Origin of the sequence: Paracoccus sp. PARArs4 (assembly GCF_947311865.1) — a bacterium.
Taxonomy (GTDB): Bacteria; Pseudomonadota; Alphaproteobacteria; order Rhodobacterales; family Rhodobacteraceae; genus Paracoccus; species Paracoccus zeaxanthinifaciens.
In genome coordinates this window covers 63,216-85,082 of sequence record NZ_CAMZMW010000015.1, presented here as the reverse complement: position 1 = coordinate 85,082, position 21,867 = coordinate 63,216, and the positions used below count along the sequence as shown (strand labels likewise).

Genomic DNA, 21,867 nt, shown 5'->3' with positions numbered 1-21,867 from the left:
GGGCGCGCCGGGGGGCGGGGGCGGGGCGGGGGCGGGGGGCCGGGGCGGTTGGGCGGGCCGGCGCGCACCCGCCCCATCGGCCGCGGCTCAGTGCAGCAGCGTCGTCAGCCCGGAATACAGCCCGCCGATCGCGGCAAATCCAAGGATCGTGAACACCCCGTCGCGCGCCAGCATCCCCAATGCCAGCATGCTGACCATCCCGCCAAGGATGGACGAGGTGAAAGGGACCAGCTCCAGCACCGGCATGACCAGTCCCGCGATCAGGCACATCGCCTGCGTCACCCAGATGAACGGCCTGTGCACCAGGAACCCGATGCGCCGCGCCGTGATCCGGTCGAGGAACCGCGCGGGTGCGCGCATCCACCTGACCGCCGCCTCCAGCCGCTTCGACGGCAGCCTGCGCCGCATCAGGATGTCCGGCAGCCACAGGTGATCGCGCCGCATCAGCATCTGCGCCGAGATGAGAAAGATCGCCGCCCCGCAGATCGTCGAGAAGAGCGGCACGCCCGACAGCGGCGACAGCACCGCCAGCGACGGCACCAGCAGATAGGCCGCAAGCGACCTCTGGCCCAGGGCCTCGACCACCTCGCGCAGGCTCGTCTCCTCGCCCGTCGCGGCCTCGCCGATCCGCTCGATCAGATCCTCGATACTGTCCTGCGCGTCCATCGCCCCTCTCGTGCAGCCAGCCCCCGCAACGCGTCGCGGGGGCCTGCGGTTCGCGTCAGGGTCAGTCGCGCAGCAGCTCGTTGACCGAGGTCTTGGCGCGGGTCTTGGCGTCCACCCGCTTCACGATCACCGCACAGTACAGGTGCACGCCGTTCTTCGACGGCATCGAGCCCGAGACCACGACCGAGCCCGCGGGCACTTCGCCATACATGACCTCGCCCGTCTCGCGGTCCACGATCTTGGTCGACTGGCCGATATAGACGCCCATGCCCAGCACGGCACCCTCGCGGACGATCACGCCCTCGACCACCTCGGAACGCGCGCCGATGAAGCAGCCGTCCTCGATGATGGTCGGACCCGCCTGCAGCGGTTCCAGCACGCCGCCGATGCCGACGCCGCCCGACAGGTGGACGTTCTTGCCGATCTGCGCGCAGCTGCCGACGGTCGCCCAGGTATCGACCATCGTGCCCTCGCCCACATGGGCGCCCAGGTTCACGAAGGACGGCATCAGCACGGCGCCCTTGCCCACGAAGGCGCTGCGGCGGACGATCGCGCCCGGAACCGCGCGGAAGCCCGCGTCCTTCCACTGGGCCTCGCCCCAGCCCGCGAATTTCGACGGCACCTTGTCCCACCAGTTGCTGCCCTGCGGGCCGCCCGACATCTCTTCCATGTCGTTCAGGCGGAAGGACAGCAGCACGGCCTTCTTGGCCCACTGGTTCACATGCCAGTCGCCGCCGCGCTTCTCGGCCACGCGCAGGCTGCCGTCGTCCAGCGCCGACAGGACCTCGGTCACGGCGTCGCGCACCTCTCCGGTGGTTGCGCTGGTGATGTCGGCGCGGGCTTCCCACGCGGCTTCGATGGCGTTTTCCAGTGCTTCGGTCATCGCGGCTCTCTCTTGTCGGTTGGGACGGAAACTGTCACCACTGGGCTATAAGGGTCACGCATGGCCCGCGCAATGCGCAGGGCATGCGCCGGAAGATACCGAGGCAGGAATGAACGACATGGCCGAAGAAGAACGCGCCCACAGCTTTACCCACAGCGACGAGGATGTCGTCCGCGCCAAGCGCATCCCGCAGACCGCGCAGACCCGCGCCCCCGCCTACAGGCTGGCCTTCACCGACGAGGATTTCCTGCTGCGCGAGGAACTGCGCCCCGTGCGCCTGCAGCTGGAACTGCTGAAGCCGCAGATGATCATGGACGAACGCGGCATCGAATCGACCGTGGTGATCTTCGGCGGCGCCCGCATCCCCGCACCCGAACGCGCCGACGAGGCCCGCACGCCCACCCTGGGCGCGCTGTCGAAATATTACGACGAGGCCCGCATCTTCGCCCGCAAGATGACCGAGCGCAGCCTCGACAGCTATGGCCGCGAATACGTCGTCTGCACGGGCGGCGGCCCCGGCGTGATGGAGGCCGGGAACATGGGCGCCGATGAGGCCGGCGGCCAGTCCATCGGGCTGGGCATCGTGCTGCCCCATGAACAGGCGCCGAACGAATACGTGACGCCCGACCTGTGCTTCAACTTCCACTATTTCGCGATCCGGAAGATGCATTTCCTGATGCGCGCCCGCGCGGTCACCGTCTTCCCGGGCGGCTTCGGCACCATGGACGAGCTGTTCGAGACGCTGACCCTGGTGCAGACCCGGCGCATGGCCCGCGTGCCCATCCTGCTGTTCGGCAAGGAGTTCTGGGAGGAGATCATCAACTGGAAGGCGCTGGCCAAGGCGGGCACCATCTCGGAGGAGGATCTGGACCTGATCCGCTATGTCGAGACCGCGGACGAGGCCATCGAGATCATCGACGGCTGGCCGAAACCCTGCTGATCGCGGAAATGCGAAGGGGCGCCCGATCGGCGCCCCTTTTGCGTTCTCAGCCCGCCGCCTCGGCGTCGATCTGGGCCTTGGACTTGCGGCCCCGCTCGGTCGCGGATTTCAGCTGGCCGCAGGCGGCCATGATATCCTCTCCGCGCGGGGTGCGGATCGGGCTGGCATAGCCCGCCTTGTAGACGATGTCGGCAAAGGCCTCGATCCGGTCCCAGCTGGAGCGGTCGTAGGGCGCGCCGGGCCAGGGGTTGAACGGGATCAGGTTGATCTTGGCCGGGATGCCGCGGATCAGCTTGACCAGACGGCGCGCGTCCTCGTCGCTGTCGTTCACGCCGTCCAGCATCACGTATTCGAAGGTGATGCGTTCGCTGTTGGACAGGCGCGGATAGTCGCGCAGCGCATCCAGCAGCGTCTGGATGTTCCAGCGCTTGTTGATCGGGACCAGCTTGTTGCGCACCTCGTCGGTGGTGGCGTGGAAGCTGATGGCCAGCAGGCAGCCGATCTCTTCGGCGGTGCGGGCGATTTCCGGCACGACGCCGCTGGTGGACAGCGTGATGCGGCGGCGCGACAGCGACAGCCCCTCGCCGTCCATGACGACGCGCATGGCGTCGCGCACATTGTCGAAATTGTACAGCGGCTCGCCCATGCCCATCAGGACGATGTTGCTGACGAGGCGCTGCTCGTCCTTGGGCTTGCCCTGCTCGGGCCATTCGCCAAGGTCGTCGCGCACCAGCATCAGTTGGCCGACGATTTCCCCGGCGGTCAGGTTGCGCACCAGCTTCTGGGTGCCGGTATGGCAGAAGGAACAGGTCAGCGTGCAGCCGACCTGGCTGCTGACGCACAGCGTGCCGCGGCCTTCCTCGGGGATGTAGACGGCCTCGACCTCGTGGCCGCCGGCGATGCGCAGCAGGTACTTGCGCGTGCCGTCGGTGCTGATCTGGCGGGTCACGATCTCGGGCAGGGCGATCTCGAACCGCTCGGCCAGCATGGCGCGGTAGTCCTTGGCCAGGTTCGTCATCTGGGCGAAGTCGCGCACGCCCCAGTAATAGACCCACTGCCAGACCTGGCCCACGCGCATCTTGGCCTGCTTCTCGGGGGTGCCGGCCTCGATCAGCGCGTCGCGCAGCTGGTCGCGGGTCAGGCCGACGATGTTCGTCAATCCGCCTTCCGGCAGCTTGCGGGGAATGGTCAGCACGTCCTGCGTGATCGGAGCGTTCATGGGATCACCGGTAAGTTGGCATGTGAATGGGGCGAAGACTGGCACATAAGCCAAAGAGGGGCGGAAATCAACCGATCCGCCCCATCCGGGATGCATAACAGCCTTGGCGTGGCCGAATGGCCGCGCGGCTTACTTGCAGCGTTCCTGCGCGGTGTTCGTCGCCGCGGTGATGCCCGACAGGCTGAACGTGTCCTTGGTCGTGGTGCCGCGCGCCGAACGCCCGGTCACGACCGCGGTCGCGCCCGCACGCAGCGCGCCGACCAGCGCCTGGTCGTCCGAGGGGCTGCCGGTCCAGGCGCTCTCGCCTTCGGTGAACAGGTTGAACTTGCGACCGCCGATATCGACCTCGACCGTCGAATCGGGCGCGAAGGGATAACCGCCGGTAAAGGACACCTCGCCGGCCTGGCCCGGACGATACGCGACATAGAGCCGGATGTCCCCGCGCGTCACCTCGGCCGGCTGGCCGTCCTTGGTGTTCAGCGTGGATTTCGGGGGCGAAACCGCCCAGCATTCGCGCGGATTGTCCGCGGCGAAGACCGTCCAGTCGCCTTCCGTGGCGACCACATTCGTCGATTCCTGCGCCATCGCCGAACCCATCCCCGCGATCAGGATCAGGCTGGCGCCGATGCCGCGCAGCGTGGTGGTAAACATGCTCTGGCCTCCTGCCATTCGTTTCGCCGCTTCAACGGGCGTTGTTCCCGATTGGAGTGGTCTTTTCAACCATCTCCGATCAGGATAGCGAAAATCATGTGCCGATAAAGGCCATGCTTCCACATATCGCGCAATTGTCAGGGGGGACGGGGCATGCAACCAGCCGAAATGATAGAATTGTGGCGCGGCGACCTGTGCGAGAGCGTGCATCGCGGCCATGCCGTCATCTGCGACCGCCAGGGCGTGGTCGAGGCATGGGGCAACCCCTCCGAGGTGATCCTGCCCCGGTCGTCCTGCAAGATGATCCAGGCCCTGCCCCTGATCGAGAGCGGCGCCGCCGATGCCGCCGGCCTGACCGACCGGCAGCTGGCGCTGGCCTGCGCCAGCCATTCGGGCGCGGCGATGCATGTCGATGCGGTCGGCGACTGGCTGCACGGTCTCGGGATGGCCGAGGGCGACCTGCGCTGCGGCTGCCACCTGCCCCGCGACCGGGACGAACGCCACCGGCTGACCTGCGGCGGCCATGCGCCCACGCAGCTGCACAACAACTGCTCGGGCAAGCATGCGGGCTTCCTGACGCTGAACCGCCACCTGAAAGGCGACGCGGACTATACCCGCGTCGATCATCCCGTGCAGCAGGCCGTCCGGGCCGCATTCGAGGAAGTGACGGGCGAGGAAAGCCCGGGCTTCGGCATCGACGGCTGCTCGGCGCCGAACTGGGCCTGTTCGCTGACCGGGCTGGCGCGCGCGATGGCGCAGTTCGCCACCCCGCGCGACGATCTGCGAGGTCGCGCGATGGGCCGCCTGGTCGATGCGATGCGCACCCATCCCGAGATGGTGGCGGGCGAGGGGCGCGTCTGCACCGAACTGATGCGCGCGGGCCGCGGTCGCGTCGCCGCCAAGACCGGGGCCGAGGCCGTCTTCGTGGCGATCCTGCCGGACGAGGGGATGGGCCTTGCGCTGAAGATCACCGACGGCGCGACCCGCGCCTCCGAGGCCGCGATCACGGCGCTGCTGCGCTATCTGGGCGTGATCGACCGCAACGCGCCGGTCATCGGGCGCGTGCTGACCGACCCGATCGTGAACTGGCGCGGCATCGCGACGGGCGAGATGCGCCTTGCGCCCGGCTTCCCGAACTGAGCTGCGACCCGCCCGCGAATCGTCACGTTACCGTGGCATTCCCGCGCTAGGCTGGGGTCACGGGATCGTCCCCCTCGTCCCGCGATGCGCGAAGGCCGGCGCCCCTTGGCAGAGCGGGCGTCGGCGACGCGGGATCAGACCATCTGCCAGATCAGCCGGACCGCAAGGATGGACGAGGTCGCGACCAGAAGCGGCTTGATCAGCCGCGCCCCGATCCGCGAGGCCAGCCGCGCGCCCAGCATCGCCCCCGCGATCTGCGCGGCCCCCATCGCAAGGCCAAGCAGCCACAGCGGCTTGCCCACCAGCGCGAAGGCGGCAAGCCCGCCCAGGTTCGACGCGAAGTTCAGCAGCTTGGTATGCGCCGTCGCCTTCAGCACGCCGTATCCGGCCAAGGTCACGAAGCCGATCATGTAGAACGCCCCCGCCCCCGGCCCGATCAGCCCGTCATAGAAGCCCACCAGCGGTACGATGGTCGCGGCGAACATCCCCGCCCCCATCCGGCGGATGCGGTCCAGGTCGTTCAGGCCGGGCTTGAGCGCGAAGAACAGCGCGATGCCGATCAGGATCACCGGCAGCAGCAGCCGCAGCCCGTCCGTCGGCACGGACGAGATCAGCGCCGCGCCCACGGCCCCCGCCACGCCCGCGATGGCCGCCTGCCGCCACTGGCTGCGCAGATCGACCAGCCCGCGGCGGGCATAGCTGATAGCGGCGGTCCCAGCCCCGAACAGGCCCTGCACCTTGTTCGTGGCCAGCGCCTGCGCGGGCGGGATGCCCGCCAGCATCAGCGCGGGCACGGTGATCAACCCGCCGCCGCCCGCGATGCTGTCGATGAAGCCCGCCGCGAAACCCGCCGCCACCAGCAGCAGGAACAGATCGAATGTCAGGTCCAGCATGGTCTTATGCCGTCACGAAATCGGATGCGGCATAGCCTTGCAGATAGAGAAGCGCGGTCAGGTCGCCGTGATTGATCCGCAGCTGCGCCTGCGCGGCGACGGCGGGCTTGGCGTGCAGCGCGACGCCCGCGCCCGCCATCTGGATCATCCCCAGATCGTTCGCCCCGTCGCCCACGGCCATCACGTCCTCGGGGGTCAGGCCCAGCCGTGCGGCGATCTCCTCCAGCGCCTCGACCTTGGCCTCGCGGCCCAGGACGGGCAGCGCGACATGGCCGGTCAGGACGCCATCCTCGGCCAGCAGCGTGTTGGCGCGGTTCTCGTCGAAGCCCAGCTGCGCCGCGACCGATTCGGTGAAGGCCGTGAACCCGCCCGAGACCAGCGCCGCATAGGCCCCGTGGGCGCGCATGGTCGCCACCAGCACCTGCCCGCCGGGGGCCATGGTGATGCGGCTGGCCAGCACCTCCTGGATGGTGCCCTCGGGCAGGCCGGCCAGCAGGCCGACGCGCTCGACCAGCGCCTCGTGGAAGTTCAGCTCGCCGTTCATGGCGCGGGCGGTGATGTCGGCCACGCGTTCGCCGACGCCCGCGACATCGGCCAGCTCGTCGATGCATTCCTGCGCGATCATGGTCGAATCCATGTCCGCCAGCAGGATGCGCTTGCGGCGGCCCTGCGCGGGCTGGATCGCCAGGTCGATGCCGATCTGCTGCAGGTCCGACCAGACCCGGTCCAGGTCCGACGGCACGGTCGCCACGTCGAATTCCGCAGCGATTCCGGGGGCAAGCCAGCGCGGATCGCTGCCGTGCCACTGGGCGGCAAGCCCGCCGGGAAGATCCTGGTCCAGATTGGCCGCGGCAGGCGCGGCGATCAGCGAAACGGTGAACATGCGGGCGATCCTTTCCTGACTGCCCATCGTCTAGGCCAAAGTTTTTTCTTGCGCCAGTGATGCCGTGGCCCTATTTCCGTCAGCGGGACACCCTTCCCCAACGAAGGGCTTCTAGCTGGAAGGCTAAGCACATGAGCGATCATCCGATCCCGGCCACGCGGCCGGCAAACCCGCGTTTCTCGTCCGGCCCCTGCGCCAAGATTCCCCAATACGATCTGAACATGCTGTCGGACGCGCCCCTTGGCCGTTCGCACCGTTCCGCCGTCGGCAAGTCCAAGCTGGCCGAGGCGATCGACCTGACCCGCAAGGTCCTGGGCGTCCCCGACGACTACCGCATCGGCATCGTCCCCGGTTCCGACACCGGCGCGGTCGAGATGGCGATGTGGACCATGCTGGGCGAACGCCCCGTCGAAATGCTGGCCTGGGAAAGCTTCGGCGAAGGCTGGGTCACCGACGCCGTCAAGCAGCTGAAGCTGGACGCCACCGTCCGCAAGGCCGATTACGGCCATATCGTCGATCTGGCCGAAGTCGATTTCGACCGCGACGTGGTCTTCACCTGGAACGGCACCACCAGCGGCGTGCGCGTGCCGAACGGCGATGCGATCCCGGCGGACCGCGCGGGCCTGACCATCTGCGACGCGACCAGCGCCGCCTTCGCGATGGAGCTGCCCTGGGACAAGCTGGACGTGACCACCTTCAGCTGGCAGAAGGTCCTGGGCGGCGAAGGCGCGCATGGCGTGCTGATCCTGTCGCCCCGCGCCGTCGAGCGTCTCGAATCCTATACCCCCGACCGTCCCCTGCCCAAGATCTTCCGCCTGACCAAGGGCGGCAAGCTGATCGAGGGCATCTTCAAGGGCGAGACGATCAACACCCCGTCCATGCTGGCGGTCGAGGATTACCTCGTGGCGCTGAAATGGGCCGAGGGCCTGGGCGGGCTGAAGGGCCTCGTGGCGCGCGCCGACGCGAATGCCAAGGCGGTCGCGGACTTCATCGCCGACAAGGACTGGATCGCGAACCTGGCAGCCGATCCGGCCACCGCATCGACCACCAGCGTCTGCGTGAAATTCACCGATCCGGCCATCAAGGACGGTGCGGCCTTCGCCAAGGCCGTCGCCAAGCGGCTGGAGAAGGAAGGCGTGGCGCTGGACGCCGGCGCCTATCGCGACGCGCCCGCGGGCCTGCGCATCTGGTGCGGATCGACGGTGGAAACCGCCGATGTCGCGGCGCTGATGCCCTGGGTCGAATGGGCCTATCGCGCCGAACTGGCCGCGCAGTAAGCGAATTTCCGGGGGCCCCGCGCCCCCCGTTTCCCCAACAAACACAGCATCCGCGAGGCAGCTGCCCGGATGCCGCATGCAAAGGATGAACGCCATGCCGAAGGTTCTCGTGTCCGACAAGCTGTCGGAAACCGCCGTCCAGATCTTCCGCGATCGCGGGGTCGAGGTGGATTACCTGCCCGATCTGGGCAAGGACAAGGAAAAGCTGGCCGAGGTGATCGGCCAGTATGACGGCCTTGCCATCCGCTCGGCCACCAAGGTCACCGAGAAGCTGCTGGAGAACGCGACCAACCTGAAGGTCGTGGGCCGCGCGGGCATCGGTGTCGACAACGTCGACATCCCCGCCGCCAGCAAGAAGGGCGTCATCGTGATGAACACGCCCTTCGGCAACTCGATCACCACGGCCGAACACGCCATCGCGATGATGTTCGCGGTCGCCCGCCAGCTGCCCGAAGCCAGCGTCAGCACCCATGCCGGCAAGTGGGAAAAGAGCCGCTTCATGGGCGTCGAGCTGTTCAACAAGACGCTCGGCGTGATCGGCGCGGGCAATATCGGTTCCATCGTGATCGACCGCGCGCTTGGCCTGCACATGAAGGTCCTGGCCTTCGATCCCTTCCTGTCCGAGGAACGCGCCAAGGAACTGGGCGTCACCAAGGTCGAGCTGGACGAGCTGCTGGGCAAGGCCGATTTCATCACCTTCCACGTGCCCCTGACCGAGAAGACGAAGAACATCCTCTCGCGCGAGAACATCGCCAAGCTGAAGCCGGGCGTCCGCATCGTGAACTGCGCCCGCGGCGGCCTGGTGGACGAGGACGCGCTGGCCGACGCCCTGAAGGAGGGCCGCGTCGCCGGTGCCGCCTTCGACGTTTTCGCCGTCGAGCCCGCGACCGAAAGCCCGCTGTTCAACCTGCCGAACGTCGTCGTGACCCCGCACCTGGGCGCCTCGACCACCGAGGCGCAGGAAAACGTGGCCCTTCAGGTCGCCGAACAGATGTCGGACTATCTGCTGACGGGCGCCGTGCAGAACGCGCTGAACATGCCTTCGGTCACCGCCGAAGAAGCTGCCGTCATGGGCCCCTGGATCAAGCTGGCAGGCCATCTGGGCGCCTTCGTGGGCCAGATGACCGACGAGCCGATCAAGGCCGTGAACATCCTCTATGACGGTGTCGCGTCCGAGATGAACCTGAACGCGCTGAACGCGGCCGTGCTGTCGGGCGTGATGCAGGCGACGAACCCGGACGTGAACATGGTCTCGGCCCCGGTCATGGCCAAGGAACGCGGCGTGCAGGTCTCGACCACGACGCAGGGCAAGGGCGGCGTCTACGAGGGGTACGTGAAGGTCACCTGCGTCACCGCCACGCGCGAACGCTCGATCGCGGGCGCGGTCTTCAGCGACGGCAAGCCGCGCTTCATCCAGATCCGCGGCATCAACATCGACGCCGAGGTGGGCGCGCACATGCTGTACACCCGCAACAAGGACGTGCCGGGCGTCATCGGCGCACTGGGTTCGACCCTGGGCGGGCTGGGCGTCAACATCGCGAACTTCACCCTGGGCCGTGCGGATCAGGGCGGCGACGCCATCGCGATCCTGTACCTGGACGATGCCGTCAGCCCCGAGGTCCTGGCCGCGCTGGAAGGCACCGGCAAGTTCCTGCAGGCCCGCGCCCTGCAATTCGAGGTTTGACCTCGCTGCCGTGCCCCCCTACCCAAGGGGGGCGCGGCACGGCCCGCCGCGCCAAGGGCGGGGAATGCGATGCAAGTTTACGCGATTGGCGACATCCACGGACAGATCGACCTGCTGAGGGCCGCGCATGAGCGGATCTTCCGCGACGGCGGACAGGACGCGCTGATCGTCCATGTCGGGGACCTGATCGACCGCGGCCCGGATTCGCGCGGCGTGGTGGAACACCTGCTGCAAGGGCGCCGCGACGGCCGCAACTGGGTCGTCACCCGCGGCAATCACGACCGCTTCCTGCCGGCCTTCCTGAACACCCCCGACTGGATCGACCCCGGCCTGTCCTCGGGGCAGCACTGGCTGGACCATGCGGGGCTGGGCGCGCGCGCGACGCTGGAATCCTATGGCGTCGATATCGACCGCCCCCACCACGAGGTGCTGAACGATGCCCGCCGCGCGGTGCCGCAGGCACATTCGGATTTCCTGGCGACCCTGCCGCTGTGGTATCTGCACCCGCTGGCCCTGTTCGTCCATGCGGGCATCCGTCCCGGCGTGGGCCTGACCGACCAGCAGGAACACGACCTCGTCTGGATCCGGAAGGGGTTCCTGGAAAGCGAGGCCGATTTCGGCCCGCTGGTCGTGCACGGACACACCGCGCTGGACCGGCCCACCCGCTATCGCAACAGGCTGAACATCGACGGCGGTGCCGCCTATGGTCGCCCGCTGGCCACCGTCGCCATCGGTCCGGGCACGGTCGACCTGCTGACCGATCAGGGCCGCCAGCCGATGGAGATCGAATGATACGCCCCCTGATCCTGATCGCCGCCCTTCTGCCCCAGACCCTGATGGCCCGCGAAGTGGCCGAGGTCGGCGTGGACTGGGTCGGAAACGACATCGTCATCGAAGCGGTCGCCGATCCCGACATCCCGGGCGTCACCTGCCACCTGGCCTACTTCAGCCGGTCGGTCATCGACCGTCTCAGCCAGGGGAACTGGTTCGAGGATCCGTCCAACAGCGCGATCGAATGCGCGCGCACCGGTCCGATCGACCTGACGGGGGTCGCACTGGACGAGGAGGGCGACGAGGTCTTCCGAGAGAGCAGGTCGCTGATCTTCAAGTCGCTGCGCGTGCGGCGGGTCTTCGATGCGCAATCGCGGGTGCTGATCTATCTGGCCCACGGGTCCGAACTGACCGAAGGCTCGGCCAAGATGTCCATCGCGACCGTCCCCCTGCTGCCCGAGGATCAGGCACCCTGAACCCCGCGCGGTGGACAGTTCGCCCATCGACGGTTAGAAGGCGGGCTGTCTTTTCAAGTGCCGGGATTCGGGATGGAAGCGAAACACATGCCGCTGCAGGGTCGCATCGCGAAATACAGCCTGGGCCAGGTGGTGCGTCATCGCAATCGCCCCTTTCGCGGCGTGATCTTCGACGTGGACCCCGAATTCGCCAATACCGAGGAATGGTACGAATCCATCCCCGAGGATGCGCGTCCAGCCAAGGACCAGCCCTTCTACCATCTCTATGCCGAGACCGAGGCGACCTTCTATGTCGCCTATGTCTCCGAGCAGAACCTGGAACTGGACCTGTCGGGCGAACCGCTGGAGCATCCCGAACTGGGCGAGATGTTCGACGAGTTCGAGAACGGCCGCTATCATCTGGGCGTGCCGGTCAACTGACCGAGGCGAAGGGCACGCTGAAGGCCAGGTAGTTGCGGCTGCCTTCGCGGTAATAGCACAGCGCCTGCGTCAGATCCTGGATCAGGAACCAGCCGAACCCCCCTTCGGGCATGTCGGTCGCGCGCGGCAGGTTGCGCGGCGCAAGGCATTCGTCGGGCAGCGACGCCCCGTCATCGGTCAGCGCACAGGCCAGCCCGCCCGCATGGCGCACCACGCACAGATGGATAACCGGTTGCCCATCCGCCGCCATGTCGGGGGCATGTTCGGCCACGTTGTTCATCACCTCGGCCAGGACCAGTTCCAGCCGCCCCAGCGTATCCTCGGCCACCAGGTCGGCAAAGCGGCTGCGGATGTCCTGCAGCGTGCCGCGCACCGTTTCCGGGCTGGCACGCAGGACGCGGTTGAACATGGGCTGGCTGTCGGGGACGGGGCGCATGTCGGGTTCGGTCGAATTCATTTCCCTTGCTCCTTCTGAGCGAGCGGTCCGTCAGGCCGCGCGGATGTCGAACACGCTGTCCATACGGGTCAGGCGGAACACCCTTTCGACATTCGGGGTCAGGGCCAGCAGCACCAGCGGCAGGCTTTCGGGCAGGCCCTTGCGCACGGCGATCATGGCGCCCAGGCCCGAACTGTCCATGAACTCGACCCGCGCCATGTCCAGGTGGACGGGCTTGCGGTTGCGGTTCACGATCTCGCGCAGCTTGTCCTTGAACTGGGTGGCGATGGCCGCGTCGATGCGCGGCTCGTTCACGCTGATATGGAGGTGGCTGTCCACATCCTCGACGATGAACTGCATGTGCGGGGCCTTTCCTTGATGGGTCGGGGGCAGCCTAGCCCGGATCGGGTTAAGCGCGGGTAACCGGGGCTCCGCCCTTTGCCGCGCATTTTAACCATCCCGCCCGGTGCGATCGCTGCCCGTTCGATGGGCAGACCCCTTGAACGAAAGCGGGTTTTCTGCGCTGCATGGGGGTGATCTGCGGAACGGACGGGCATCCGGCGGGGTTCCCCTGTGGACTTCGCCGGGGGGCTTTCCGATCATCGATCGACGGAAAGGCGCGAAAGACTGGGGGACAGATGAGCCATTACAACGAGATGTTCGAGGGCGACGCCGTCCGGGACCCCTATGCGCGGCTCAGCCAATGGGTCGCGACCATGCCCGACGATTTCCGCCAGATGAAGCAGGCCGAGGCCGAGGAGCTGTTCCGCCGCATCGGCATCACCTTCGCCGTCTATGGCGAAGGCGGCGACCCCGACCGCCTGATCCCCTTCGACATGATGCCCCGCGTCTTCGAACAGGCCGAGTGGCGCAAGCTGGAACGCGGCATCAAGCAGCGCGCCCGCGCCCTGAACGCCTTCCTGCGCGACGTCTATGGCCGAGGAGAGATCATCCGCGCGGGCCGCATCCCCGCGCGCCTCGTCTATCAGAACGAGGCCTACGAGAAGGCGGTCGTCGGCGTCGTGCCGCCGCGCGGCGTCTACAGCCACATCATCGGCGTGGACCTGGTGCGGACCGGCAAGGACGAGTTCTACGTGCTGGAGGACAATTGCCGCACGCCGTCCGGCGTCAGCTACATGCTGGAGAACCGCGAGATCATGATGCGCATGTTCCCGCAGCTGTTCCGCCACAACCGCATCGAGCCGGTGGACCAGTATCCCGCCCTGCTGCGCCGCACGTTGGAATCGGTCGCGCCGCCCAAATGCACCGACCGCCCGACCTGCGTGATCCTGACGCCCGGGCATTTCAACAGCGCGTATTACGAACACAGCTTCCTTGCGAACCTGATGGGGGTCGAACTGGTCGAGGGGCAGGATCTCTTCGTGGATGGCGAATTCGTCTACATGCGCACGACGACCGGTCCGCGGCGCGTGGACGTGATCTATCGCCGGATCGACGACCCGTTCCTCGACCCGTTATGCTTCCGACCCGACAGCATGCTGGGGATCCCGGGGCTGATGGATGTCTATCGTTCGGGCGGGGTGTCGATCTGCTCGGCGCCCGGCGCGGGCGTGGCGGACGACAAGGCGATCTATACCTTCGTGCCCGAAATGGTCCGCTTCTACCTGGGAGAGGAGCCGATCCTGAACAACGTCCAGACCTGGACGCTGTGGAAGGACGACGACTACAGGTACGTGATGGAGAACCTGCCCGACCTGGTGGTCAAGGAGGTTCACGGATCGGGCGGATACGGCATGCTGGTCGGCCCGAAATCCACCAAGGAGGAGATCGAGCATTTCCGCCGCAAGATCGAGGCCAATCCGTCGAACTATATCGCGCAGCCGACCCTGTCGCTGTCCACCTGCCCCACCTTCGTCGAGGAAGGCATCGCGCCACGCCACGTGGACCTGCGCCCCTATTGCCTGTGCGGCGACCGGATCGAGCTGGTGCCGGGCGGCCTGACCCGCGTGGCGCTGCGCGAGGGCAGCCTTGTCGTGAACTCGTCGCAGGGCGGGGGCGTCAAGGATACCTGGGTGCTGTCGGAATGAGGGGAAGATCGACCATGCTCAGCCGCACCGCATCGAACCTGTTCTGGATGGGCCGCCACCTGGAACGCGCCGAAACCGCCGCCCGCCTTCTGGACGTGGGCCAGCGCATCACGCTGCTGCCCAATACCGACGCGGGCTACCAGAACGAGTGGAACTCTCTGCTGCAGGCATCGGGGACCTCGGCCGTCTTCGCCCAGAAATACGGCGAGGCCACGCAGGAGAAGATCGAGGAATTCATCTTCTTCGACCGCGACAACCCGTCATCCGTCGTCAGCTGCATCGAGAAGGCCCGCGAATCCGGCCGCATCGTGCGGACCGCGCTGACCAGCCAGGTCTGGGACGCGCTGAACGTGACCTACCAGGAACTGCGCCGGATCGAGCGGACCCCGCGAGAGAAGCTGGACACGGCCAAGCTGACCGATTTCACGACCGGCCACACCTCGACCGTGCGCGGTGCGATCAACGCGACGCAGCTGCGCAACGACGGCTGGCACTTCATGAACCTCGGCTACAGCCTGGAACGCGCGGATGCGACGGCGCGGCTGCTGGACGTGAAGTATTTCGTGCTGCTGCCGCGGATCGAATTCGTCGGCTCGGGGCTGGACAGCTATCAGTGGCAGGTGATCCTGCGGGCGCTGTCGGCGCATCGGGCCTATCACTGGGCCTATGGCGGCGACATCACCGCCGGTCGCGTGGCCGATTTCCTGATCCTGAACGGCGAGAGCCCGCGCTCTCTCATCACCTCGCTCTACGAGGCGGTGTGGCATCTGGAAGGGCTGGCGCGCCGCTATGGTCCCGACGTCCCCGCGACCGCCCGCGACAAGGCGCGCGAGGTGCAGGAGGCGCTGCAGGAACGCGACATCGAGATGATCTTCGACGAAGGGCTGCACGAATTCCTCAGCTGGTTCATCGGAGAGCTGGCCGCCGTGTCGGCGCTGGTGCATCAGGACTTTCTGCTTGGGGGGGCCTGAAGGCCATGAAGCTGCGCATTTCGCACGAGACGACCTATCGCTATGACAGGCCCATCCGGAACCTGATCCAGAGCCTGCGCCTGACCCCTTCGATCTACGAGGGGCAGAAGGTGCTGCAATGGCAGATCGACCTGCCGGGCGGGGTGCGCGGCCCCGGCTTCCGCGACGGGGCGGGCGACTGGATCGAGGGCTGGACCCTGCGCGGTCCCACCGACGAGGTGACCGTCCGCATCGAGGGGCGCATCGACACCCGTGACACCGCCGGCGTCCTGCGCGGCCACCGGGAAATGATCCACCCGCTGGCCTACATGCGCGAGACGCAGGTGACACGCGCCGATCCGGGCCTGCGCGAGCTGGCGGCATCGGTCACGCAGCAGGGCGACGTGCTGAACCTTGCCCACGCCCTGTCCCGCGCCGTCAGCGAGGCCATCACCTTCCGCCCCGGCGTCACCGAATCGCGCACCACCGCCGCCGAGGCCCTGGCCCTGGGCGAGGGCGTCTGCCAGGATCACACCCACGCCCTGATCGCCGTGGCCCGCACGCGCGACATCCCGGCACGTTACGTCTCGGGCTATCTGCATTCGACCATCGACGGCGAACCCCATGACGCGGCCCATGCCTGGGCCGAGCTGCATGTCGAGGGGCTGGGCTGGGTCGGCTTCGATGCCGCCAACACCTGCTGCCCGGACGAACGCTATGTCCGGCTGGGCTCGGGGCTGAACGCATCCGATGCGGCGCCCATCCGCGGCATCGCGACCGGCGGCGGCGCCGAGGATCTGGATGTGCGCGTCCAGGTCGAGGAAATGGCCCAGTAACTGTCCGAAAGGCACGATTGCACAGCCCGTCGCATGGCCCTAGCTTGGCCTGCGATCTGAAGATGCCGGAATGGAATTCCCGATGACCTATTGCGTCGGACTGAAACTGAACGAGGGGCTGGTCCTCCTGTCGGACACCCGCACCAATGCGGGGCTCGACAACATCTCGTGCTATCGCAAGATGTTCCTGTGGGAGGAGCCGGGCGAACGCGTGATCGCGATCATGACCGCCGGTTCGCTGTCGGTCACCCAGACCACCATCGCGCGCCTGGACGAGGCGATCGAGGACGATTTCGCGGACGAGACCACCTCGATCATGCGCGCGCCCAGCATGCTGCGCGTGGCCACCATCATCGGCGACACCCTGTCGCGCACCCGGCGAGAGATCGCGGACCAGCATCGAGACCTCAAGCAGCAGGCATCCGCCAGCATGATCGTCGCCGGTCAGCGCAAGGGCGGCGACATGCGCCTGTTCCTCATCTATCCCGAGGGGAACTTCATCGAGGCGACCGAGGACACGCCCTTCCTGCAGATCGGCGAACACAAATACGGCAAGCCCATCCTGGACCGCGTCGTCACCCCGGAAACCAGCCTGGCCGACGCGCAGAAGGCCGTGCTGCTGTCGATGGATTCGACGCTGCGGTCGAACCTGTCGGTGGGGATGCCGCTGGACCTGACGCTGATCCGCAAGGACGAATGCCGCATCGGCAGCCAGCGCCGCATCCAGGACGGCGATCCCGATTTCGCCGAGATGAGCGCGGCCTGGTCCGCCGCCCTGCGCGACAGTTTCACCAAGGTCACGCTCTGACGCGTTGATGCCCCCTGCCCGGCGCGCTACCAATATCGGGCAACGCACCGGGGGGACATCCATGACCGACAAGACCAGCCGCAGGACGCGCATCACACCCGAAGAGGCGCTGGCCTACCACATGGAGCCGCGCCCCGGGAAATACGACATCGTGGCCTCGACGCCGATGACCACGCAGCGCGACCTGTCCCTGGCCTACAGCCCCGGCGTGGCCGTTCCCGTCGAGGCCATCGCCGAGCGCCCGGAAACCGCCTACGACTATACCACCAAGGGCAACATGGTCGCGGTGATCAGCAACGGCACCGCGATCCTGGGGCTGGGGAACCTGGGCGCGCTGGCCTCGAAGCCGGTGATGGAGGGCAAGGCGGTGCTGTTCAAGCGCTTCGCCGACGTGAACGCCATCGACATCGAGCTGGACACCGAGGACCCCGACGAGATCGTCAACGCCGTCCGCCTGATGGGCCCGACCTTCGGGGGCATCAACCTCGAGGACATCAAGGCGCCCGAATGCTTCATCATCGAAAGCCGCCTGAAAGAGATGATGGACATCCCCGTCTTCCATGACGACCAGCACGGCACTGCGGTGATCTGCGCCGCGGGCCTCATCAACGCGCTGGAACTGTCGGGCAAGAAGATCCAGGACGTGCGCATCGTGCTGAACGGCGCGGGCGCGGCGGGGATCGCCTGCCTCGAGCTGCTCAAGGCGATGGGCGCGGGCCATGACAACTGCATCATGTGCGACACCAAGGGCGTCATCTACGCGGGCCGGACCGAGGGGATGAACCAGTGGAAATCGGCCCATGCCGCCGTGACCGAGGCCCGCACGCTGGAAGACGCCATGAAGGGTGCCGACGTGTTCCTGGGCGTCAGCGCCAAGGGCGCCGTCACCCAGGAGATGGTGCAGTCCATGGCCGAGAACCCGGTCATCTTCGCCATGGCGAACCCCGACCCGGAAATCACCCCCGAGGATGCCCATGCCGTCCGCCCCGACGCCATCGTGGCCACGGGGCGCAGCGACTATCCCAACCAGGTGAACAACGTCCTGGGCTTCCCCTACCTGTTCCGGGGCGCGCTGGACATCCATGCCCGCGCCATCAACGACGAGATGAAGATCGCCTGCGCCGAGGCCCTTGCCCGCCTGGCCCGCGAGGATGTCCCCGACGAGGTCGCCGTCGCCTATGGCCGCAAGCTGCAGTTCGGGCGCGACTACATCATCCCGACGCCCTTCGACCCGCGCCTGATCCATGTCGTGCCGCCCGCTGTCGCGCGCGCGGGCATGGACACCGGCGTCGCGCGCCGCCCGATCATCGACATGGACGGCTATGTCCAGTCGCTCAAGAACCGGATGGATCCGACCGCCGCGATCCTGCAGGGCATCCATGCCCGCGCCCGCGCCAAGCAGGCCCGCATGATCTTTGCCGAGGGCGACGATCCGCGGGTCCTGCGTGCCGCCGTCGCATGGACCCGCACCGGCATGGGCCAGGCGCTGGTCGTCGGCCGCGAGACCGAGGTCAAGGCCGAGCTGGAGGCCCTGGGCCTGGGCGACGCGATGCGAGAGATCACCGTGGTCAACGCCGCCAATACCCGCCATCTCGAGACCTATCACCAGTTCCTGTACGAACGCCTGCAGCGCAAGGGCGTGGACCGCGAGGACGCGATCAAGCTGGCCAATCGCGACCGCCACATCTTTGCCGCGCTGATGCTGGCGCATGGGCATGGCGACGGGCTGGTCACAGGGGCCACGCGCAAGAACGCGCCCGTGCTGGCCCAGATCGGCCATGTCTTCGACGTGCGCCCGCAGGACGGCGCGGTGGGCATCACCGCCGTGCTGCATCGGGGCCGCATCGTGCTGATCGGCGACACGCTGGTCCACGAATGGCCCGAGGCCGAGGACCTGGCCGATATCGCGACCAGCGGCGCGGCGGTCGCGCGGGGGCTGGGCCTCGATCCGCGGGTGGCGTTCCTGTCCTTCTCGAACTTCGGCTATCCGGTCAGCGAACGCGCCCGCAAGATGGCCGAGGCAACCGAGGTGCTGGACCGCCGTGGCGTCGATTTCGAATACGAGGGCGAGATGACGGTGGACGTGGCGCTGAACCCGGAATCCGCCGCGCGCTATCCCTTCAGCCGACTGACGGGGGCGGCGAACGTGCTGGTGGTGCCCGCGCGGCACTCGGCCTCGATCTCGGTCAAGCTGCTGCAGGAGATGGCGGGCGCGACCGTGATCGGCCCGATCCTGACCGGGGTGCCGAAGCCGATCCAGATCTGCTCGACCACCTCGACGGTCAGCGACATCCTGAACATGGCCGCCATCGCCGCGGGCGGCCTGGGCGAGCGCTAGGCCCGCCCCTCGCGCTCGAACTGGCGCTGCCGGTCGCGGAACCTCTCGCGGTCGGCATCGCCGTATTCGTCGACGCAATGCGGGCAGCAGACGCCGGGCTCGAAGGCCGGATGCGCGCGGTCCGCGTCCGAGATCGGGCGCCTGCAGGCATGGCACATGCCGTGGCTGCCCTGCTCCAGGCCGTGCTTCAGGCTGACGCGCTGATCGAAGACGAAGCATTCGCCCTGCCACTTGCTGTCGGCCTCGGGGATCTCCTCGAGATATTTCAGGATGCCGCCCTGGAGGTGATGCACCTCGGGGACGCCTTGGGACATCAGGAAGTTCGTCGACTTCTCGCAGCGGATGCCGCCCGTGCAGAACATCGCGATGCGCTTGCCCTCGAAGCGGTGGGCGTTCTCGGCCCACCAGGCGGGAAAGTCGCGGAAGCTGGCCGTGCCCGGATCGACCGCGCCCTCGAAGGTGCCGATGGCGACCTCGTAATCGTTGCGGGTGTCGATCACCGCGACATCGGGGGCCGAGATCAGGGCGTTCCAGTCGCGCGGCGCGACATAGCGGCCGACCGAGGCGGTGGGGTCCACATCGGGCTGCCCCATCGTCACGATCTCCTGCTTGAGACGGACCTTCATGCGGGCGAAGGGCGGCTGGTCGGCATGGCTGGCCTTCCATTCGAGGCCCTCGAAGCCGGGCCAGGACCGCAGATGCGCGATCACTGCGTCGATCCCGTCGCGCGGGCCTGCGATGGTGCCGTTCACCCCCTCGCGGGCCAGAAGCAGCGTGCCGCACAGGCCCTGCGCCAGGCACAGGTCCAGAAGCGGTCCGCGCATTGCGGCCGGATCGGGAAGACGGGCGAAATGATAGAGTGCGGCGACTGTCAGCATGGGCAGGGGCCATAGCGGCCCCCGCCCCTTCGCGCAAGCGTTCTCAGAACTGCAGGCCCAGTGCCAGCCCGCCCAGAAGCCAGGTCAGGCCGGTGATCAGCAGGATGCCCACGATGTTCAGCACGATGCCGCCGCGCGCCATCTGCCCGATGGTGACGGTGCCCGTGCCGAAGACGATGGCATTGGGCGGCGTGCCGACCGGCAGCATGAAGGCGCAGGTGGCGGCCAGCGCGGCCGGGATCAGCAGCGTCATCGCATCCGCGCCGATGCCCAGCGCGACGCCGCCCAGGATCGGGATGAAGGTCGCCGCGGTGGCCGTGTTCGACGTCACCTCGGTCAGGAACAGGATGATCGTGACGACGGCACCGACCAGCAGCACGGTCGGCAGCGTTCCAAGGCCCGTGACCTGTTCGCCGAACCACACGTCCAGCCCCGAGGCCGCGACCGCCGATGCCAGGCTGAGACCGCCGCCGAACAGCAGCAGCACGCCCCAGGGCAGCCCGGTTTCCGCGTCCTTCCATTCCAGCACCATGTTGCCCTGCCGGTCGCCCGGCAGCAGGAACATCACGAGACCCGCACCGATGGCGATGGCCGTGTCGTCAAGCGCGTCCAGCCAGGGCGCGGCGGCCCCGATCGCGGGGAAGGATGCCAGAAGCCCCGGCACGACCCACAGGAAGGCCGCGCCCAGGAAGACGAACAGGACCATGCGTTCACCCTTGGACAGGCCGCCCAGGCCGCGCAGCTGATCCTCGATCATCTGGCGACCGCCCGGGATTTCCGGCAGGTCGAAGCGATAGAGCACCTTGGTCATCAGCAGCCATGCGATGATGATGAAGCTGAACGCCGCCGGGGTGCCCAGGATCATCCATTGCAGGAAGCCGATGTCGCGGCCCAGCTGGTCGCTGGCATAGCCCGCGACGATGGCGTTGGGCGGGCTGCCCAGCAGCGTGCCCAGACCGCCCATCGAGGCCGCCCATGCGATCGACAGCACGAGGCAGACGCCGAAGGCGCGGATGTTCGGGTCGGTGACCGCCTGGCTGATCGTCTGCCCGTCGCGCAGCGCGGCCTCGGCGTCGGTGCCCGACTGCTTCGATCCGCGCTCGATCACCAGCGACAGGACCGACATGCCGATGGGCAGCATCATCAGCGTGGTGGCCGTGTTCGACACCCACATCGACAGGAAGCCGGTCGCCAGCATCATGCCCAGCACGATCCGCGTGGGTGCCACGCCGACCTTGTTCAGCGTCATCAGCGCGATGCGCGTGTGCAGGTGCCATTTCTCCATCGCGATCGCGATCAGGAACCCGCCCAGGAACAGGAACACGATCGAGCTGGCATAGGGCGAGGTCGCCTGCCCCACGGTCGTCTCCGTCATGGCCGGGATCAGCACGATCGGCAGCAGCGCGGTGGCCGAAAGCGGGATCGCCTCGGTCATCCACCAGACCGCCATCAGCGTGCCGATGGCCGCCACGATGCGGGCGTCGGCCGACAGCCCCTCCTGCCCGCCCAGCAGCAGCCAGACCAGCAGCGCAAGGCCCAGGCCCAGCCCGCGCAACCCCCAGGTCATCGCGGCCGAGCGGACCGGCACCTCGTTCTCGTCATACCCGACGGGTTGGTGCAATTCATCCTTGATGCCCATGGACAATCCTCCGTTAGCGCCTTGCAGATAC

22 protein-coding genes are annotated in these 21,867 nt (G+C 67.5%); 12 read left to right on the top strand and 10 right to left on the bottom strand.

The window, feature by feature from the left end:
• Positions 1–87: 87 nt before the first annotated feature.
• Positions 88–666: an exopolysaccharide biosynthesis protein gene (locus tag QMZ16_RS12745; protein WP_282603559.1), complete on the bottom strand. Its 579-nt coding sequence runs from the start codon at positions 664–666 to the stop codon at positions 88–90.
• Positions 667–727: 61 nt separating this feature from the next.
• Positions 728–1,549 carry a 2,3,4,5-tetrahydropyridine-2,6-dicarboxylate N-succinyltransferase gene (dapD, locus tag QMZ16_RS12740; protein ID WP_282603558.1) on the bottom strand — a complete coding sequence of 274 codons (822 nt, stop codon included), beginning with the start codon at positions 1,547–1,549 and terminating at the stop codon, positions 728–730.
• 118 nt (positions 1,550–1,667) lie between these two features.
• On the opposite strand from dapD, the gene QMZ16_RS12735 reads away from it, so the two are divergent.
• Positions 1,668–2,489, top strand: a complete 822-nt coding sequence (locus tag QMZ16_RS12735) for an LOG family protein (RefSeq protein WP_282603557.1) — start codon at positions 1,668–1,670, stop codon at positions 2,487–2,489.
• Between the two features lie 46 nt (positions 2,490–2,535).
• Here QMZ16_RS12735 and rlmN read toward each other — a convergent pair whose 3' ends face one another.
• Together rlmN and QMZ16_RS12725 are read right to left on the bottom strand one after the other, a co-directional pair.
• Positions 2,536–3,708: a 23S rRNA (adenine(2503)-C(2))-methyltransferase RlmN gene (gene rlmN, locus QMZ16_RS12730; RefSeq protein WP_022707918.1), complete on the bottom strand. Its 1,173-nt coding sequence runs from the start codon at positions 3,706–3,708 to the stop codon at positions 2,536–2,538.
• A gap of 129 nt (positions 3,709–3,837) precedes the next feature.
• Entirely contained in the window at positions 3,838–4,359 is a 522-nt protein-coding gene (locus QMZ16_RS12725; protein WP_022707919.1) for an invasion associated locus B family protein, read from the bottom strand.
• Between the two features lie 153 nt (positions 4,360–4,512).
• Between QMZ16_RS12725 and QMZ16_RS12720 the strand changes: the two genes are divergently transcribed.
• On the top strand, positions 4,513–5,499 hold the full coding sequence (locus tag QMZ16_RS12720) for an asparaginase (RefSeq protein WP_282603556.1): 987 nt from the start codon (positions 4,513–4,515) through the stop codon (positions 5,497–5,499).
• 134 nt (positions 5,500–5,633) lie between these two features.
• Here QMZ16_RS12720 and QMZ16_RS12715 read toward each other — a convergent pair whose 3' ends face one another.
• On the bottom strand, positions 5,634–6,392 hold the full coding sequence (locus QMZ16_RS12715) for a TSUP family transporter (protein ID WP_282603555.1): 759 nt from the start codon (positions 6,390–6,392) through the stop codon (positions 5,634–5,636).
• 4 nt (positions 6,393–6,396) lie between these two features.
• A complete protein-coding gene (gene serB, locus QMZ16_RS12710) occupies positions 6,397–7,275 on the bottom strand; it encodes a phosphoserine phosphatase SerB (protein WP_282603554.1) in 879 nt (292 codons plus the stop codon).
• A gap of 131 nt (positions 7,276–7,406) precedes the next feature.
• Between serB and QMZ16_RS12705 the strand changes: the two genes are divergently transcribed.
• From QMZ16_RS12705 to hspQ, 5 genes are all read left to right on the top strand, one after another.
• A complete protein-coding gene (locus QMZ16_RS12705) occupies positions 7,407–8,552 on the top strand; it encodes a phosphoserine transaminase (RefSeq protein ID WP_022707923.1) in 1,146 nt (381 codons plus the stop codon).
• A 94-nt stretch (positions 8,553–8,646) separates the two neighbouring features.
• Positions 8,647–10,236, top strand: a complete 1,590-nt coding sequence (serA, locus tag QMZ16_RS12700) for a phosphoglycerate dehydrogenase (RefSeq protein ID WP_022707924.1) — start codon at positions 8,647–8,649, stop codon at positions 10,234–10,236.
• Positions 10,237–10,305: 69 nt separating this feature from the next.
• Positions 10,306–11,028, top strand: coding sequence for a metallophosphoesterase (locus QMZ16_RS12695; RefSeq protein ID WP_282603553.1), 723 nt, complete (start codon positions 10,306–10,308; stop codon positions 11,026–11,028).
• Entirely contained in the window at positions 11,025–11,483 is a 459-nt protein-coding gene (locus tag QMZ16_RS12690) for a CreA family protein (RefSeq protein WP_282603552.1), read from the top strand. Before QMZ16_RS12695 ends, QMZ16_RS12690 begins: the two co-directional genes overlap by 4 nt.
• Positions 11,484–11,555: 72 nt before the next feature.
• A complete protein-coding gene (hspQ, locus tag QMZ16_RS12685) occupies positions 11,556–11,903 on the top strand; it encodes a heat shock protein HspQ (RefSeq protein WP_022707927.1) in 348 nt (115 codons plus the stop codon).
• Here hspQ and QMZ16_RS12680 read toward each other — a convergent pair.
• A complete protein-coding gene (locus QMZ16_RS12680) occupies positions 11,896–12,360 on the bottom strand; it encodes an ATP-binding protein (protein WP_022707928.1) in 465 nt (154 codons plus the stop codon). The genes hspQ and QMZ16_RS12680 overlap by 8 nt on opposite strands.
• Positions 12,361–12,390: 30 nt before the next feature.
• A complete protein-coding gene (locus QMZ16_RS12675; protein ID WP_022707929.1) occupies positions 12,391–12,699 on the bottom strand; it encodes an STAS domain-containing protein in 309 nt (102 codons plus the stop codon).
• 278 nt (positions 12,700–12,977) lie between these two features.
• On the opposite strand from QMZ16_RS12675, the gene QMZ16_RS12670 reads away from it, so the two are divergent.
• The 5 genes from QMZ16_RS12670 (at position 12,978) to QMZ16_RS12650 (ending at position 19,319) form a co-directional block, all read left to right on the top strand.
• Positions 12,978–14,387: a circularly permuted type 2 ATP-grasp protein gene (locus QMZ16_RS12670; protein ID WP_022707930.1), complete on the top strand. Its 1,410-nt coding sequence runs from the start codon at positions 12,978–12,980 to the stop codon at positions 14,385–14,387.
• A gap of 14 nt (positions 14,388–14,401) precedes the next feature.
• Positions 14,402–15,358, top strand: coding sequence for an alpha-E domain-containing protein (locus QMZ16_RS12665; protein ID WP_022707931.1), 957 nt, complete (start codon positions 14,402–14,404; stop codon positions 15,356–15,358).
• 5 nt (positions 15,359–15,363) lie between these two features.
• Entirely contained in the window at positions 15,364–16,173 is an 810-nt protein-coding gene (locus QMZ16_RS12660; RefSeq protein WP_282603551.1) for a transglutaminase family protein, read from the top strand.
• Positions 16,174–16,255: 82 nt separating this feature from the next.
• Positions 16,256–16,981, top strand: coding sequence for a proteasome-type protease (locus tag QMZ16_RS12655; protein WP_028725916.1), 726 nt, complete (start codon positions 16,256–16,258; stop codon positions 16,979–16,981).
• Positions 16,982–17,042: 61 nt separating this feature from the next.
• Positions 17,043–19,319, top strand: coding sequence for an NADP-dependent malic enzyme (locus QMZ16_RS12650; RefSeq protein ID WP_282603550.1), 2,277 nt, complete (start codon positions 17,043–17,045; stop codon positions 19,317–19,319).
• Here QMZ16_RS12650 and QMZ16_RS12645 read toward each other — a convergent pair.
• Entirely contained in the window at positions 19,316–20,197 is an 882-nt protein-coding gene (locus QMZ16_RS12645) for a rhodanese-related sulfurtransferase (protein WP_282603549.1), read from the bottom strand. The two genes, QMZ16_RS12650 and QMZ16_RS12645, sit on opposite strands and share 4 nt — an antisense overlap.
• A gap of 43 nt (positions 20,198–20,240) precedes the next feature.
• Entirely contained in the window at positions 20,241–21,836 is a 1,596-nt protein-coding gene (locus QMZ16_RS12640) for a DASS family sodium-coupled anion symporter (RefSeq protein WP_282603548.1), read from the bottom strand.
• Positions 21,837–21,867: the final 31 nt, after the last annotated feature.

Coding starts and splice junctions, on each gene's coding strand:
- QMZ16_RS12725 (WP_022707919.1), bottom strand. CDS start 4,359: ATGTTTACCACCACGCTGCGCGGCATCGGCGCCAGCCTGATCCTGATC.
- hspQ (WP_022707927.1), top strand. CDS start 11,556: ATGGAAGCGAAACACATGCCGCTGCAGGGTCGCATCGCGAAATACAGC.
- QMZ16_RS12640 (WP_282603548.1), bottom strand. CDS start 21,836: ATGGGCATCAAGGATGAATTGCACCAACCCGTCGGGTATGACGAGAAC.
- QMZ16_RS12680 (WP_022707928.1), bottom strand. CDS start 12,360: ATGAATTCGACCGAACCCGACATGCGCCCCGTCCCCGACAGCCAGCCC.
- QMZ16_RS12705 (WP_022707923.1), top strand. CDS start 7,407: ATGAGCGATCATCCGATCCCGGCCACGCGGCCGGCAAACCCGCGTTTC.
- QMZ16_RS12735 (WP_282603557.1), top strand. CDS start 1,668: ATGGCCGAAGAAGAACGCGCCCACAGCTTTACCCACAGCGACGAGGAT.
- QMZ16_RS12655 (WP_028725916.1), top strand. CDS start 16,256: ATGACCTATTGCGTCGGACTGAAACTGAACGAGGGGCTGGTCCTCCTG.
- QMZ16_RS12660 (WP_282603551.1), top strand. CDS start 15,364: ATGAAGCTGCGCATTTCGCACGAGACGACCTATCGCTATGACAGGCCC.
- QMZ16_RS12675 (WP_022707929.1), bottom strand. CDS start 12,699: ATGCAGTTCATCGTCGAGGATGTGGACAGCCACCTCCATATCAGCGTG.
- QMZ16_RS12645 (WP_282603549.1), bottom strand. CDS start 20,197: ATGCTGACAGTCGCCGCACTCTATCATTTCGCCCGTCTTCCCGATCCG.
- QMZ16_RS12670 (WP_022707930.1), top strand. CDS start 12,978: ATGAGCCATTACAACGAGATGTTCGAGGGCGACGCCGTCCGGGACCCC.
- QMZ16_RS12715 (WP_282603555.1), bottom strand. CDS start 6,392: ATGCTGGACCTGACATTCGATCTGTTCCTGCTGCTGGTGGCGGCGGGT.
- QMZ16_RS12720 (WP_282603556.1), top strand. CDS start 4,513: ATGCAACCAGCCGAAATGATAGAATTGTGGCGCGGCGACCTGTGCGAG.
- QMZ16_RS12650 (WP_282603550.1), top strand. CDS start 17,043: ATGACCGACAAGACCAGCCGCAGGACGCGCATCACACCCGAAGAGGCG.
- QMZ16_RS12745 (WP_282603559.1), bottom strand. CDS start 666: ATGGACGCGCAGGACAGTATCGAGGATCTGATCGAGCGGATCGGCGAG.
- serB (WP_282603554.1), bottom strand. CDS start 7,275: ATGTTCACCGTTTCGCTGATCGCCGCGCCTGCCGCGGCCAATCTGGAC.
- QMZ16_RS12665 (WP_022707931.1), top strand. CDS start 14,402: ATGCTCAGCCGCACCGCATCGAACCTGTTCTGGATGGGCCGCCACCTG.
- QMZ16_RS12695 (WP_282603553.1), top strand. CDS start 10,306: ATGCAAGTTTACGCGATTGGCGACATCCACGGACAGATCGACCTGCTG.
- QMZ16_RS12690 (WP_282603552.1), top strand. CDS start 11,025: ATGATACGCCCCCTGATCCTGATCGCCGCCCTTCTGCCCCAGACCCTG.
- rlmN (WP_022707918.1), bottom strand. CDS start 3,708: ATGAACGCTCCGATCACGCAGGACGTGCTGACCATTCCCCGCAAGCTG.
- dapD (WP_282603558.1), bottom strand. CDS start 1,549: ATGACCGAAGCACTGGAAAACGCCATCGAAGCCGCGTGGGAAGCCCGC.
- serA (WP_022707924.1), top strand. CDS start 8,647: ATGCCGAAGGTTCTCGTGTCCGACAAGCTGTCGGAAACCGCCGTCCAG.